The following is a 14,049-nucleotide window of genomic DNA, read 5'->3' as shown; positions in this document are numbered from 1 at the left end:
ATCGCGCTGCTTCATCTCCGACATGAGCATCATGGCATCATTCGATGATGCGCTTCGACCGCCTCGACCCCTCGCACCTCCACGCGCTGCAGGTCCTGCTGGAGGAGCGGCACGTCACGCGCGCCGCCCGGCGCCTCGGCATCAGCCAGTCCTCCCTGAGCCATCGGCTGCGGCGCCTGCGCGAGTCGCTGGGTGACCCCTTGCTGGTGCGCTCGGGCCCGGGGCTCGTGCCCACGCCGCGCGCGGAGGCCATCGCCCCCCGGCTCACCGAGGCCCTCCGGGCGCTCGAGGCCGCCGTGAGCCTCCCGGCGGCGTTCGACCCGGCGACGTACACCGGGGCGCTGACGCTGGTGATGCCGGACCTGTTCGTCCCCGTGCTCTCGAACCTCCTCGCCGCCCTCCAGCGGACGGCCCCAGGGCTGAGCCTGCGCGCGCGGCCCCTGTCTCCGGAGCTGCCGCGACTGCTCGCCGAGGGCCCGCTGTGCCTCGCGCTCGCGCCCTCGCACTTCGCGGACGCCACCACCCACGCGCGACTGCTGGCCGAGCCACGGTTCGCCGTCGTCGGACGCCGAGGCCACCCGGCGCTGCGCCAGCGCCTGACGCTCTCGCGCTGGCTGGCCCACGGGCACGTCGTCGTCCATGTCGGCGGCGAGCGGGTCAACCCCCTGGCGGAGCTGCTCGCGCGCCAGGGGCTGCGGCGGCACGTCGCCCTGGAGGCGCCGTCGTTCCTCTCCGGACTCCAGGCGCTGGCCCACTCGGACCTGCTGATGAACGTCCCCATGCCGCTCTTCGCTGACGCCATCCGCGCGCTGGACCTGGAGACCTGCCCACCTCCCATCGCCCTGCCGCGCGTCCGCTTCGCCATGCAGTGGCACGAGCGCTTCCAGCACGACGCCGCGCACCGGTGGGTGCGGGACCAGGTCTTCTCGGCGGTCCGCCCGCTGCTCCACAAGCCCGGCGCATCCCCGGGCGCGCGCGCCACCTGAGCGCTCGCGCCCACCCGGCTCCCTGGCCGCCCCGTCCCATCGGGCGATGCCCGCGAGGGGTGCGCTCTCCAATGTGCGGGGACCCGATGGGCCGGAGGGCCGCCGCATGTCCACGCATCCTCAGCGACACACCTCCCACGCGCGCCCTCTCGCCCGCCACCTGCCCTTCCTCACCTGGCTCCCCGCGTGGCGCCCCAGCTCGCTCAAGCGCGACCTGGTGGCGGCGCTCACCATCACCGCGCTGCAGATACCGGAGGCCATGGCCTACGCGGAGCTGGCGGGCGTCCCACCGCAAGCCGCCTTCTACGCCGGCCCGGTGGCGCTGGTGCTCTACGCCCTGCTGGGCACGTCGCGCCAGCTCGTCGTCGCCATCTCCGCCACGGTGGCCGTGCTCTCCGCGTCCACGGTGGCGAGCCTCGCCGAGAGCGGCACCCCGCGCTTCATCGCGCTGACGGCCGCGCTCGCGATGCTCGCCGGGGTCATCTCCATCCTGGCCGGCGTGCTCAAGCTGGGCCGCATCGCCCAGTTCTTCTCCGACTCACTCCTCACGGGCTTCGTCTTCGGGCTCGCGCTCGTCATCGCCATCAAGCAGGTGCCCAAGCTGCTCGGCATCCAGGCCGGGAGCGGCAACTTCTTCGAGCGGCTCTGGGACCTCGTCACCCACCTGCCGCAGACACACCCGCTCACGCTCGTCGTCGGCGCGGTGAGCCTGGGGCTGTTGCTCGTGCTGGGCCGCTGGGTGCCGAAGCTGCCCGCGTCCCTCGTGGTGCTCGTGCTGGGCACCGCGTGCATCGGCCTGCTGGGACTCCAAAGCCACGGCGTGAAGGTGGTGGGCGACATCCCCTCGGGCCTCTCCGGTCCCGCGATTCCCGACGTCGGCTTGAAGGACCTGCTGGGCCTGCTGCCGGGCGCGTGCGGCATCGCGCTGGTCACCTTCGCGGAGGCCATCGGCCCCGCGCGCGTGCTCGCGTCGAAGCACCGCTACGAGGTGGACGCGAACCAGGAGCTCATCGGCCTGGGCGCGGCCAACCTGGGCGCCGGGCTCTTCCGCGGGCTCTCGGTGGGCTGCAGCCTCTCGAAGTCCGCGGCCAACGACGCGGCCGGCGCGCGCACGCAGATGCCCAGCCTGCTCGCCGCGGCCCTGCTCGCGCTGGTGGCGCTCTTCTTCACGCCCCTGTTCCGCACGCTGCCGGAGGCCACCCTGGCCGCCATCGTGGTCCTGGCCACCGCGGGGATGATGGACGTGAAGCAGATGCGCCGCCTCTTCGCGCTGCGCCGCACCGACTTCCTGCTGGCCATGGGCGCGCTGCTGAGCGTCCTCGTGCTCGACGTGCTCCCCGGGTTGATGGTGTCGGTGGGGCTCTCGGTGGCCTTCCTCGTGTGGCGGGCGAGCCAGCCCCGGCTGAGCGAGCTGGGCCGCGTCCCGGGCACCCTGGACTTCGCCGACATCCACCGCCGCCCGGCGCCCTTGCGCGTCCCGGGCCTGCTGATACTCCGGCCGAACGAGGGCATCTTCTTCGCCAACGCCACCGCGCTGCGCGACGCCGTCATCGCGCACGTGGACCAGTCGAGCGCGCCCGTGCACACGGTGCTGCTGGACCTGGAGGTGACGGCGGACCTGGACGTGCCCGGCGCGGACATGCTCGGTGAGCTGAAGGAGTCGCTCGACCAGCGCGACATCACGCTGATGTTGTCCCGCGTGCTCGCGCCCACCCAGGCCCTGCTGGACAGGACCGGGGTGACGGACCGCCTGGGCGACGGGGACCTCCAGCCGCAGACGCTCAACGGCGTCATCGAGTACCTCACCCGCAGGGCCCACCACTCGGAGGAGGAGTGGGCCCTCATCCGGGATGGGCTCCACCGCCTGGGCGAGCTCGTCGATGAGGCACACGACTCCTCGGAGGATGAGGCGGAGCGCCGACGGCTGGAGCAGCTGCGTCGCACCCTCGCGCGGCTCGACACGTCCCACGGCCCTCCGAAGTGACGGCGGCTCAGCGCGGCGGGTCCTCCTTCTGCTCCCCACGCAGCTCGCGCATGATTCTGCGGCGGTGGAAGACGCGAATCTCCAGCAGCCCCACCAGCCAGCTCGTCACGGAGATGCCGGGCGCCACGCAAGCGGCGAGCAACGGGTTGCCCAGCGCGGCCTCACAGCCCACCGCCGCGGCAATCCAGATGGAGGCGGCCGTCGTGATGCCGAAGATGGCGCTCCCCCGCTTGAGCACGCTCGCCGCGCCCACGAACCCGATGCCGGAGGCCACGCCCTGGATGATGCGCAGCGCCTCCCCGGGGGTCGCCATCAGGTTCGCCCCGGAGGTGCAGAAGAGGGCGGCGCCCAACGTCACCAGGTAGTGCGTCCGGACCCCGCCCGGCCGCTTGCGGTACGGCAGCCCCAGGACGATGCCGGCCCCCCCGGCCACGAGCAGCCGGACCAGAATCTCTCCACTCCCGAACTCGGCCGCCATCCCTGACTCCTCGCGCGCCCGCTCAGAAACCGATGGCCGGAAGCGGTGGCATGGGCCCTCCGTCGAGCGCCCGCTCCAGCGCCTCGGCGTGACGCTGAAGCAGCGGGCCCACCCCGATGCCCTGTCCCGCCGCCCGCTCCGCGACGGTCGGGATGGAGCGCAGCAGCTCACGCGCCGCGGACCGGTCCTCCGCGTCCCGCGCGCGCTGCCCCACGGCCGCGGCCAGGCGCATGAGCCGCAGCGCCACGGTGGGCTCCGAGGCGCCATAACGCAGGAGCGGCTCCGCGACCGACGCCAGGTAGTCCCGCAGCGTGGGGCCGTGCAGGAACACGCGCGGCGTCCCGGCGTCGTCCGCCAGCACCCGGGGCCCCAGGCGCATCGGGCTCAGCTCGCACAGGAGGAACGTGAGCTGGTCCAGCGCCTCGACGGCGGTGTACGGGTCATTGACGCCAGGGGACAAGGCCTTGAGGGCCACGTCCACCAGCTGCCGCACGCCCAGGGCAATGTCCCGGTCCTCGTCCCGCCAGTGGTCCAGGCGGATGGCGCGGCCCATCGCCTCCACCAGCTCCCGCCGCGAGGGGGGCCCTCGGGCAGGCTCCACCTCGACCTGGCCGACCTGCTCCCCCCGAATCACCGGCTCGCCGATGGCGCGCTCCAGATGGATGACCCAGCGCTTCGTCGTCGCCACCTCCAGCAGGGCCTTCGCATCGACGGCGGCGATGAAGCCGTCACCAGGGCTTCGCAGCGGCATCGCCACCGCCGCGCGAACACGCGCGGGAGGTGGCGCCTCCAGGTCCCCCTCGCGGAACCGCTCGAGCTCGCGCGCGACCGTCAGCGTCTCCTGACGCACCCGCCGGACCAGGTTCTCCACGCGCATGAGCTGGAAGGTCTGGAGCACCTGGAAGACGAGCGCCCCCTCGCAGGCGATGAGCAGCAGCATGGCCAGGGCGAGCGCCGGTCGCGGCATGCGCTCCAGCCCCGAGACGAACCCGAACTCATGCGCCGCCACGAGGCAGAAGACGCTCGTGGCCACGAACACCGGGATGACCACGCGGATGCCAGTGCCATGCAGATACAGACGCAATAGACGTGGCGAATACTGCCCCGCGGCGTTCTGCACCACGAGCATGGACAAGGACAGCACGATGCTCAGCGAGGTCAGCGCGATGCCCAGCACCGCGGAGAGCATGCCGCGCGCCTCGGCGGCCGTGGCCCGCCAGGCCGCGCCACTCAGCAGGCGGGGCAGGAGGGTCGGGGAGGGCTCCACCAGGAGCACGGCCAGACAGGCGCCGAGAGCGGCTCCCACGACGGGCGGAATCCAGGACTGGTGACGCACCCGTCCGCGCAGGGGCAAGGCCTCTCGCGGCCGGGCCCGCATCCCTTGCCCCGGCCGTGCCTCCGCCCGCGCAAACGCCTGTGCGCCCGCCATGTGCGTCACCTCCGTGCCATGCGCCCCGCCCCTGCCCGACCCCAGCCCCTCTTCGTCGAAGCTGGGCCCCCACGGAGGCGGGCACAACGCGGGCCCGGCCCGCGAGACGAGCGTCCGCACCGCCCGTGAGCGCTCCGCACCTGCCTCGACGAGCTCCACCACCTGGGAGGCGGCCTCGCGGTAACACCTCTGCCCACCTCGAAAGCGGGAGCACACCCCTTCCCTCGCGGCGCGCCCGTGGATACCTGGAGCGTGTTGGGTGGCAAGGAGGCGCCAGAGGGCCGGCTGGCGCCTCCGCTCTCGCCCCCGGGACGACCGGACGGGCCCCGCGCCCTGGCGGCGTGCATTTCCAGCCCCCTCCACCGTCCCGGGATGAGATGAGGCCCCCGCCGAGCCACCCCGATACGTGGCCGCGCCAGACGCGTGCGGCACGCCCCGGGCTGGGCTAAGCGTCCCGACGTGAGCCCAGGCTCCGCGCCGGGCCGAGACCCGGGGCCGCTCACCTGAGGAGGAACCAAGCGATGTCCGACGTCGTGAAGAAGAAGCGCCGCTGGCCGTACGTGCTCGGGGGAGTCTTCGCGCTCCTCGTCGTCGCCGTGCTCGTGGTGCTCTGGCGGCTCGACGCCATCCTGCTGAAGACGGCCAGGGAGCAGGCCGCCACGTATTCGCAGAAGCTGGGCCGCCCGATTGAAATCGGCGACATCTCCACCCAGCTCTTCCCCAGCGTGGGCGCGGTGGTGGAGGACGTCTCCATCGGCGCCGCGGAGGGCGAGGACCTGCCGCTCGCGACGCTCGCCAAGGTGGACGTCAGCGTGGCCGTGGGCCCGCTGCTCTCCTCGAGCGGCAAGGACATCCAGGTGAAGAACGCCGAGGTGTCCGGCCTCACCGTCAACGTGGTGCGCCTGGCCGACGGCACCACCAACGTGCAGCGCCTGCTCCAGCGCCTGGAGGAGCAGTCCCCTCCCGAGGAGCCGAAGCCCGAGGAGGAGTCGAAGCCCACGGACCTGTCCGGCGTGCACGTGGAGCGCGCGGCGCTCACCGACGGCACCATCCGCTTCGTCGACCGCGCCGGGGGACAGGGCGCGCGCGAGCTGGCGGTGAAGGACCTGGACATCGAGGTGAAGGACCTGCGCGCCGGCAAGCCGCTGGTGGTGGACCTGGCCGCGGCGGTGCTCGCGCAGAAGCAGAACCTGAAGCTCTCGCTGCACGCGGCCCCGCTGCCGCCCACGCTGATTCCCACGCCGGAGCGCGTGACGCTCAAGGCGGAGAAGATTGACCTGTCCCCGCTGGGTCCCTTCCTGCCGCCCGACGTGGGCCTGCAGGCGGGCACGCTGGACGCGGACTGGAAGGCGGAGCTCGGCGGCGCGGTGCCCGGTGGCAAGGGCCCCACGCGGCTGGTCGGCGCCATCTCCGCGCTGGGCCTGCGCTTCGCGGGCGCCGAGGGTGGCAAGGCGCTGGACGTGGTGCTCGACACGGACGTCGCCGGAGACCTGGCCACGGGGGACTTGTCGCTCGACAAGCTGAAGCTGGACCTGGGCCCGGCGAACATCACCGGCAAGGGCCGCGTGAAGGGCATGCTGTCGGACACGCCGTCGGTGGAGGGCTTCGAGCTGGTGGGGCGCAACCTGGACCCGGCCGTGCTCGCCGAGTACTACCCGCCGCTGAAGAAGCAACTCCAGGGGATGATTGCCGGTCCCATCGGCCTGGACGTGCGCGCCAGCGGGACGCAGGCCGCGCAGGCCATCAACGTGTCGGTGGACCTGACGCCGGTGCGCCTGCGGGTGCCCGCGCAGCTCACCAAGGACGCGGGCGGCGCCATGAAGCTCACCGCGAACCTCACGGGCGCGGCGGCGAGCGGCGGCGCGCTGAAGTTCGACGCGAAGGCGGACCTGTCCGGCGTGGACCTGCGCCCGGGCCTGCTGGTGGACAAGGCCCCGGGCCAGCGGATGGAGCTGGCCGCGGCGGGCACGTACGCGCCCGGCAAGGGCGGCGTGGGCATGAAGGTGGACGTGCCGAAGATGACGGCGAACATCCTCCAAGACACGGTGACGGGCAGCGCGTCGTTCGCGACGGCGGGCACGGGCAAGAAGCAGACGACGACGTTCTCCGCGGACGTGAAGGCGAACAAGCTGGACGCGGACGCGCTGCTGTTCGACGAGCAGGAGCTGGCGGCGCGCAACGGCGGCACGGTGCCCGCGCCCGAGTCCGCGGAGCTGCCTCCCGAGGACCCCGCGCGCTTCAACGGCTACCGGGGCGACCTCCGCTTCGCGGTGGGCACGCTGCGCTACACGCAGATGGACCTCACCAACGTCACCGGCGTGGTGAAGATGACGGACGACCTCATCACCGTGGAGAAGTTCTCCTCGGGGGTGTTCGGCGGGAAGGTGGTCGCGGACGGGACGAGCATCCGCCTGGGCCCCGCGGCGCCGCAGCGCCCGTTCGAGGCGAAGGTGAAGGTGGAGGGCGTGCAGGTGGCGGACGCCATCGCGCAGGCCACGCCGCGCAAGGTGATGACGGGCACGTTCAACGGGAACGTGGACGTGAAGGGCATCGGCTACACGCCGGAGAAGCTCAAGGAGACGCTGCTGGGCGGCATCAGCGGCAACATCCTGGGCGGCACGCTCCTGGGCAAGGACCTGGTGTCGTCCGTCTCCGAGCCGCTCGCCAAGGCGCTCCCCTTCGCCTCCAAGGCGCTCAAGAGCAACGAGGTGACGTCGCTCAGCGAGAACCTGCCCTTCGGCGTGCAGATCAAGAACGGCGTCGCGCAGCTGTCCAAGCCCATCACGTGGACGCGGCCGGAGGCGGCGATGAGCTTCGACGGTGGCATCAAGCTGGACGGCACGCTGGACCTCACGGGCGCGGTGGCGCTGACGCCGTCGACGGTGAAGACGCTGACCTTGGGCAAGGTGACGCCGCCGTCGGACATCCCGGTGGGCCTGAAGTTGACGGGTCCGGCGTGGAAGCCCGAGGTGACGGGCGTGGACGTGAAGCCGGCGGTGACGACGTTGGCGAAGCTGGCGGCGTCCTCGCTCGCGGGCAACCTCATCGGCGGTGAGCGCGGCAAGCAGGTGCAGCAGGCCATCGAGGGCGGCGAGGAGAAGCTGCGCGCCGACGCCGAGGCGAAGCGCAAGGAGATGGAGGCCAAGGCCGAGGAGGAGAAGAAGCGCCTGGAGGCCGAGGCGAAGAAGCGCGCGGAAGAGGAAGCCAAGAAGCGCCTGCGCGGCATCTTCGGGAAGTAGCGCTCCGAGCGCACGCAACGACGGGAGCCCCCACGGCCCGGTCGAGCGGACGTCCTCTCCAGGGCGCTCGCTCCTCCGGGCCGTGTTGCATGAAACACCCTGAAACAGTGTGAAACAGCGCCGCGCGCCAGCGCACACACGGGCCGCACTCGGGGACGATGGTGGCATGCGCCCTGCTAAGGCCCCCTGCCGACTTCACCCAGGCAGGGAGCGAGCACGATGGACGCGAGCGAGGACTGCGGCTGCACCGACCCGGCGACGACGCCCATGCCTTACGTGGCACCCGTGAGCGAGCGTCACCGGGTGCTCATCATCGGCGGAGGCACGGCGGGCATCTGCGTGGCGGCGCGGCTCGCGAGGCTGGGGCAGAAGGGCGTGGCCATCCTGGAGCCCTCCGAGCGTCACTACTACCAGCCGCTCTGGACGTTGGTGGGCGCGGGCGAGGCGCGCGTCGAGGACACCGTGCGCGACGAGGCCGACCTCATCCCCCGGGGCGTGAAGTGGCTGAAGGACGCCGCGGAGGAGGTGGACCCCGTCCGGCAGGAGGTGCGGACGCGCGGCGGCCTGCGCGTGGGCTACGACTTCCTGGTGGTGGCGCCGGGCATCCAGCTGGACTGGGACAAGGTGCGGGGTCTGCGCGACGCGCTGGAGACCGAGCACGTCAGCAGCAACTACGACGTGAGGCTCGCGCCCAAGACGTGGCGGATGCTCCAGGCGTTCAAGGGCGGCACGGCGCTCTTCACGCATCCGGCCACGCCGGTGAAGTGCGCGGGGGCGCCGCAGAAGATCATGTACCTGGCCGCCGACCACTTCCGACGCACGGGCATCCTGGAGCGCTCGCGGGTGGTGTTCGGCTCGGGGGCGAAGGCCATCTTCGGGGTGCAGCCCTTCGCGCGGGTGCTGGAGGACGTGGTGAAGCGCTACGGCATCCAGACGCACTTCGGACATGACCTGGTCGCGGTGGATGGAGCGCGGCGAGAGGCGACGTTCGAGACGATGCGGGACGGGCAGAAGACACGCGTCACGCTGGGCTACGACCTGCTCCACGTCACGCCGCCGCAGAGCGCGCCGGACTTCATCCGGAACAGTCCGCTCACCTCGCGCGAGGGGGCGTGCAGTGGCTGGGTGCGCGCGGACAAGCACACGCTCCAGCACCCGGTGTTCCCGAACGTCTTCGCGCTCGGGGATGCGTCGGACCTGCCCACGAGTCGCACGGGGGCCGCCATCCGCAAGCAGGCGCCGGTGCTCGTGCGCAACCTGCGCGACGTCATGGCGGGCCGTGCGCCCACCGCGAGGTACGATGGGTATGCCTCGTGTCCGCTGACCACGGGCTACGGGAAGCTGCTGCTCGCGGAGTTCGACTACGACGGCAAGCCCACGCCCAGCTTCCCGCTCATCGACACGATGCAGGAGCGACGGGACATGTGGCTGATGAAGAAGTACGGCCTGCCGCAGCTCTACTGGAAGGGCATGCTGCGCGGGCGGGCGTGAGACACCGCGGGCGTGCACCCCGTGCGCGTCGGCGCGACAGCGGCGGCACGCCACCAGGCATGAGCGGCCACGCGCACCGCGCACGTCGCCAGCACCTGCGCCATGGCAACGGCATGCCTCGCCGCCAGGCATGAGCCTGCGCATGGCCGCCCCTCCTCCACGGCAGCGGCAGGCCGCGCCGCCGAGCATGAACCGCCACGTGCGCCATCCTGCGCCACGGCGACGGCATGCCGCGCATGCGGCGAACGGACCGTCGCGGGCGTGCCCGCGAACCCGCTCCGCGCTATGCACCCCGGAGCATGCCCACGTCCCGCCCTCCGCAGCGTCCGCCTCGGCTCGCCCTGTCCGCGCTCGACGCGCTCGCGGGCGCCGTCCTCCTCGTGGACGCGGAGCGCCGCGTCGTGGGCGCGACCTCCGCGCTGGAGTCCCAGCTCGTCGCCCCCGTGCGCGAGGGCACCCCGCTCACGGAGCTGCTCTCCCTCCAGGGTGGCGCCGAGCGCCTGGACGCACTCCTCACCACCGGACGCGAGACGACCGCGAGGCTACGCGCCGGAGGCACCATCCGGGTCCGCGCGACGGCGCTCGGCAAGGACGGCTGGGCGCTCACCGTCCGCCAGGACACCTCCCCTCCCGCCCTGGAGGGCGCCGAGGTGTTCCACGGCCTGTGGACCCAGGACGCGGAGCTGCGCCGCGTCTTCCGCATCGTCGAGAAGGTCGCGCGCACCGAATCGAGCGTGCTCGTGCGAGGCGAGTCCGGCACGGGCAAGGAGCACATCGCGCACGCGCTGCACGAACTGTCCCCTCGCGGCAAGGGCCCCTTCCGAGCCATCAACTGCGCGGCCCTCCCCCCCAACCTCCTGGAGAGCGAACTCTTCGGCCACGTGCGCGGCGCCTTCACTGGCGCGGTGCGAGACAGCCCGGGACACTTCCGGCTCGCGCACGGCGGCTCGCTCTTCCTCGATGAAGTCGCGGAGCTCCCCCTCGACCTCCAGGCGAAGATGCTGCGAGTCCTCGAGACGCGCACCGTCATCCCCGTGGGTGGCCGCGCCCCCGTCCCCGTGGACGTGCGCATCATCGCCGCCACCCACCGCGCGCTGCGTCGCGAGGTCGAGGCCGGCCGCTTCCGCGCGGACCTCATGTACCGCCTGCGTGTCGTCCCCATCTTTCTCCCCAACTTGAGAGAACGTCGGGGCGACATTCTTCCGCTCGCACTGCGCTTCCTCGACGAGCTGCACCAGCGGGGGACGCGGCGTGTGGAGCGAATCGCGCCTGGTGCGCGCAAGCTGCTCGAGTCCCACGGGTGGCCCGGCAACGTGCGCGAGCTGCGCAACGTCATGGAGTACGCCTACGTCATCGGCGAGGGCGCGGTGCTGCGCGAGGTGGACCTGCCCCCCGAGTTCTCCGAGGCGAAGGCGCTCACCCACCTCCCCGTGGCGACGACCGGCGCCACGCTCGACGAGGAGCAGGTACGCGCGGCCCTCACCCGGGCGGGCGGCAATCGCTCCGAGGCCGCGCGCCTGCTCGGCGTCAGTCGCGTGACACTCTGGCGCCGCCTGCGGACCTTGGGCGAAGCTGCGCGCTGAGCGAGCGACCGTCCTCGAATCCAGGGCGGCCGTTTCACCCAGGTGTTTCACCTGTTTCCTCGAAGTGGGTGCAACGACCGGCGCGCTCGGGCCGTCACTCGGAGCCGCATCGCTGGCATGGGGCTCGCAGTACCGCTGGACATGCGCTGCGACCAACCCAGGAGGGAAGTGGACATGCTCTTCCGGCAGCTCTTCGACTCGGAGTCCTCGACCTATACCTACCTGTTGGCGGACCCGGCGACGCGGGAGGCGGTGCTCATCGACCCCGTGTTGGAGCAGGTGGAGCGGGATACCCGGCTGCTGGAGGAGCTGGGGTTGAAGCTGGTGGTGGTGTTGGAGACGCACGTGCACGCGGACCACGTCACCGGCGCCGGGCAGCTGCGCGAGCGCCTGGGCGCCCGGGTGATGGCGTCAGCGAAGGGCGCGCCCTGTGTCGACCGGCAGCTCCAGCATGGCGACGTGGTGCGGGTGGGCCAGCTGGAGCTGCGCGTCCTGGAGACGCCGGGTCACACCGACGACAGCCTGAGCTTCCTGTGCGACGGCCGACTGTTCACGGGGGACGCGCTGCTGGTGCGCGGCACGGGCCGCACGGACTTCCAGAATGGAGACCCGGGGCAGCTCTACGACTCCATCACCCGCGAGCTGTTCGTCCTGCCCGACGCGACGGAGGTGTTCCCCGCCCATGACTACGCGGGCTTCACGTCGTCCTCGGTGGGCGAGGAGAAGCGACACAACCCACGCCTCGCGGGCAGGACGCGGGACGACTTCGTGCACTTCATGAAGTCGCGACAGATTCCGCCGCCGCGCAAGCTGGACGTGGCCGTGCCGGCCAATCGCGCCTGCGGTCTCACCGCCCCGGCGGATTCCCAGTCACCGTCCGCGTGATGTGACCCGTGCCCGCTGGGGCACGTCGCCAGTCCCGCACCTCCAGAGCCCCAGCCGCCTCCCCCGAGGGACGCGGAGCGGGGACCCTTTTGCTCGAATCGAAGGAGCCGCAGCTTGAGTCACCTCTACGACAACGCCCCTCCCCGGCCGGAGGGCTATCGCGACGTGGACGTCCAGCAGCTCGCGACCGGGCGGCCCCCGGGGCTGCACCTGGTGGACGTGCGCGAGCCCGTCGAGCTGGATGGGATTCTGGGTCACCTCGAGGGCGTGCATCCGGCGCCGCTCGCCACCCTGCGCGAGGCGGCGACGTTGTGGCCGAGGGACACGGAGGTGCTGCTCATCTGTCGCTCGGGTGCGAGGTCCGCGAAGGCGGCCACGCAGTTGGTGGCGATGGGCTTCACTCGGGTGATGAACCTGGCGGGCGGGATGCTCGCGTGGAACGCGCATGCGCTGCCGGTGGTGCGACTGACGACGGAGCCGCTCCCGAGCCTCGGACAGGTGCGAGACACCCTGCGCGCGAGGCTCACGGGGATGCGCGTGCCCGCGGTGGAGTCGCTGCCACCGGAGCCCTCTCGCGAGGAACTGGGTGCGGTGCTGGATGCGCTCCAGGCAGAGCCGCCGAAGGAGCGAGGAGACGCGGCGGCGTTCGAGAAGACGCTGCGAGAGGTCCGGGACCTGCTCGCGGTCGCGAAGCCTGGAGGAGGCAGTCGTCCATGATGTGGGCCGTGGGGATGGCGGGCGCGTTGCTCGTGGGAGTGTTGCTGGGGTTGCTGGGAGGCGGGGGCTCCATCCTCACGGTGCCGCTCCTGGTGTACGTGCTGGGAGTGGAGCCGCGCACGGCCATCGCCATGTCCCTGGTGGTGGTGGGCGTCACGAGCGCGAGCGGCGCGCTGCTGCATGCGCGAGCGGGCCGGGTGCGGTGGCGCACGGCGCTCCTGTTCGGAGCGGGAGGGATGGCGGGGGCGTTCCTGGGAGGAAAGCTCAACCCGCTCCTGTCGCCCACGATGTTGCTGCTGTGCTTCGCGGGGGTGATGGTCGCGGCCTCGGTCGCCATGCTGCTGCGCTCGGATGCACCTACGCCGGTGACGAGCGGCCACGTCACGACCGGCATCTCGGACGCACGAGCTACGTCCGTACAGAATGCAGTGAAGGTTACGGAAGCCGAGCCAGGCATCTCGACCGCTGTCGACCAGCACACGCGGCCCACGGAGAAGCGACGTCCCGAGAGCATCGAGAGCAACTCCTCCGTCTCCATGGGGCCCACCGAGAAGCCACATCCCACGAGCATCAAGAGCGATTCCTCCGTGTCCCTGGGGCGCACCGAGGAGCCACGTCCCGCGAGCATCGCGAGCGGTTCCTCCGTCTCCGTGGTGCGCGTGGTGGTGCAGGGAGTGGGCGTAGGAACGCTCTCGGGGCTCGTGGGCGCGGGAGGCGGCTTCCTCATCGTCCCCGCGCTCACGTTGGTCGGCCTGTCCACGCCGATGGCCACCGCCACCTCGCTGGTGGTCATCGCGCTCCAGTGCGCCGCGGGGCTCATCGGCCATCTGGGCCATGCGGAGCTCCCCTGGCGCCTCACGAGCGAGGTGCTCGCCATCGCCCTCGTGGGGAGCATGCTCGGAGGAAGATTCGCCGGACGCGTGGCCCCCGGAGTCCTGCGCCGAGGCTTCGCCCTCTTCGTGCTCGCCACCGCGACGTTCCTGCTCCTGGCCCAACTCCCGCGCACCGCGCTCGGCGACCTGACACGACGACTGGCCAGCGCGGGAGCCTGGCCCTGGCTCATCCTGGCGACAGGCGTGGGGCTCTCCACCCTCATGGTGCGAAAGCACCTGCGCACGGCCCGTCAGCGAACCACGGCGCGAGGGCTCTGACACCAAGACACTTCCGTGCGGACACCCCGGCGTCACGGTGCTCGCCTATCAGCACCAGGCGCCTCACGAGCAAGTGCCACACCGCACCTCCCAACCAGCGGCGCAC

The 14,049-nt window shown here is 72.0% G+C and carries 10 protein-coding genes; 8 read left to right on the top strand and 2 right to left on the bottom strand.

All coding sequences use genetic code 11. The features are described 5' to 3' along the window. Window positions 1–44 precede the first annotated feature (44 nt). Window positions 45–986, top strand: coding sequence for a LysR family transcriptional regulator (locus tag AC6JA9_RS01065; protein WP_223752081.1), 942 nt, complete (start codon window positions 45–47; stop codon window positions 984–986). A 106-nt stretch (window positions 987–1,092) separates the two neighbouring features. After that, on the top strand, window positions 1,093–2,970 hold the full coding sequence (locus AC6JA9_RS01060; protein WP_497958955.1) for a SulP family inorganic anion transporter: 1,878 nt from the start codon (window positions 1,093–1,095) through the stop codon (window positions 2,968–2,970). 7 nt (window positions 2,971–2,977) lie between these two features. Here the strand turns inward: AC6JA9_RS01060 and AC6JA9_RS01055 are convergent, their stop codons facing one another. Together AC6JA9_RS01055 and AC6JA9_RS01050 are read right to left on the bottom strand one after the other, a co-directional pair. Next, on the bottom strand, window positions 2,978–3,448 hold the full coding sequence (locus AC6JA9_RS01055; protein ID WP_223752083.1) for an MgtC/SapB family protein: 471 nt from the start codon (window positions 3,446–3,448) through the stop codon (window positions 2,978–2,980). A 22-nt stretch (window positions 3,449–3,470) separates the two neighbouring features. Next, window positions 3,471–4,826, bottom strand: a complete 1,356-nt coding sequence (locus tag AC6JA9_RS01050; RefSeq protein ID WP_223782491.1) for a DUF2254 domain-containing protein — start codon at window positions 4,824–4,826, stop codon at window positions 3,471–3,473. Between the two features lie 572 nt (window positions 4,827–5,398). On the opposite strand from AC6JA9_RS01050, the gene AC6JA9_RS01045 reads away from it, so the two are divergent. The 6 genes from AC6JA9_RS01045 to AC6JA9_RS01020 all read left to right on the top strand — a co-directional run bounded on the left by AC6JA9_RS01045 (window position 5,399) and on the right by AC6JA9_RS01020 (window position 13,943). Further along, window positions 5,399–8,116: an AsmA family protein gene (locus AC6JA9_RS01045; RefSeq protein ID WP_497958954.1), complete on the top strand. Its 2,718-nt coding sequence runs from the start codon at window positions 5,399–5,401 to the stop codon at window positions 8,114–8,116. Window positions 8,117–8,335: 219 nt separating this feature from the next. Further along, window positions 8,336–9,607: an NAD(P)/FAD-dependent oxidoreductase gene (locus AC6JA9_RS01040; RefSeq protein ID WP_223782078.1), complete on the top strand. Its 1,272-nt coding sequence runs from the start codon at window positions 8,336–8,338 to the stop codon at window positions 9,605–9,607. Window positions 9,608–9,906: 299 nt separating this feature from the next. Then, window positions 9,907–11,190: a sigma-54 interaction domain-containing protein gene (locus AC6JA9_RS01035; protein WP_497958953.1), complete on the top strand. Its 1,284-nt coding sequence runs from the start codon at window positions 9,907–9,909 to the stop codon at window positions 11,188–11,190. A 174-nt stretch (window positions 11,191–11,364) separates the two neighbouring features. After that, window positions 11,365–12,075: an MBL fold metallo-hydrolase gene (locus tag AC6JA9_RS01030; RefSeq protein WP_408888465.1), complete on the top strand. Its 711-nt coding sequence runs from the start codon at window positions 11,365–11,367 to the stop codon at window positions 12,073–12,075. A gap of 114 nt (window positions 12,076–12,189) precedes the next feature. After that, window positions 12,190–12,792, top strand: coding sequence for a rhodanese-like domain-containing protein (locus tag AC6JA9_RS01025; protein ID WP_497958952.1), 603 nt, complete (start codon window positions 12,190–12,192; stop codon window positions 12,790–12,792). Then, window positions 12,789–13,943, top strand: coding sequence for a TSUP family transporter (locus AC6JA9_RS01020; protein WP_497958951.1), 1,155 nt, complete (start codon window positions 12,789–12,791; stop codon window positions 13,941–13,943). Before AC6JA9_RS01025 ends, AC6JA9_RS01020 begins: the two co-directional genes overlap by 4 nt. The last annotated feature ends 106 nt before the right edge of the window (window positions 13,944–14,049 follow it).

This window comes from Myxococcus sp. MH1, from assembly GCF_059738865.1.
This window is presented reverse-complemented; position numbering and strand designations above follow the sequence as displayed.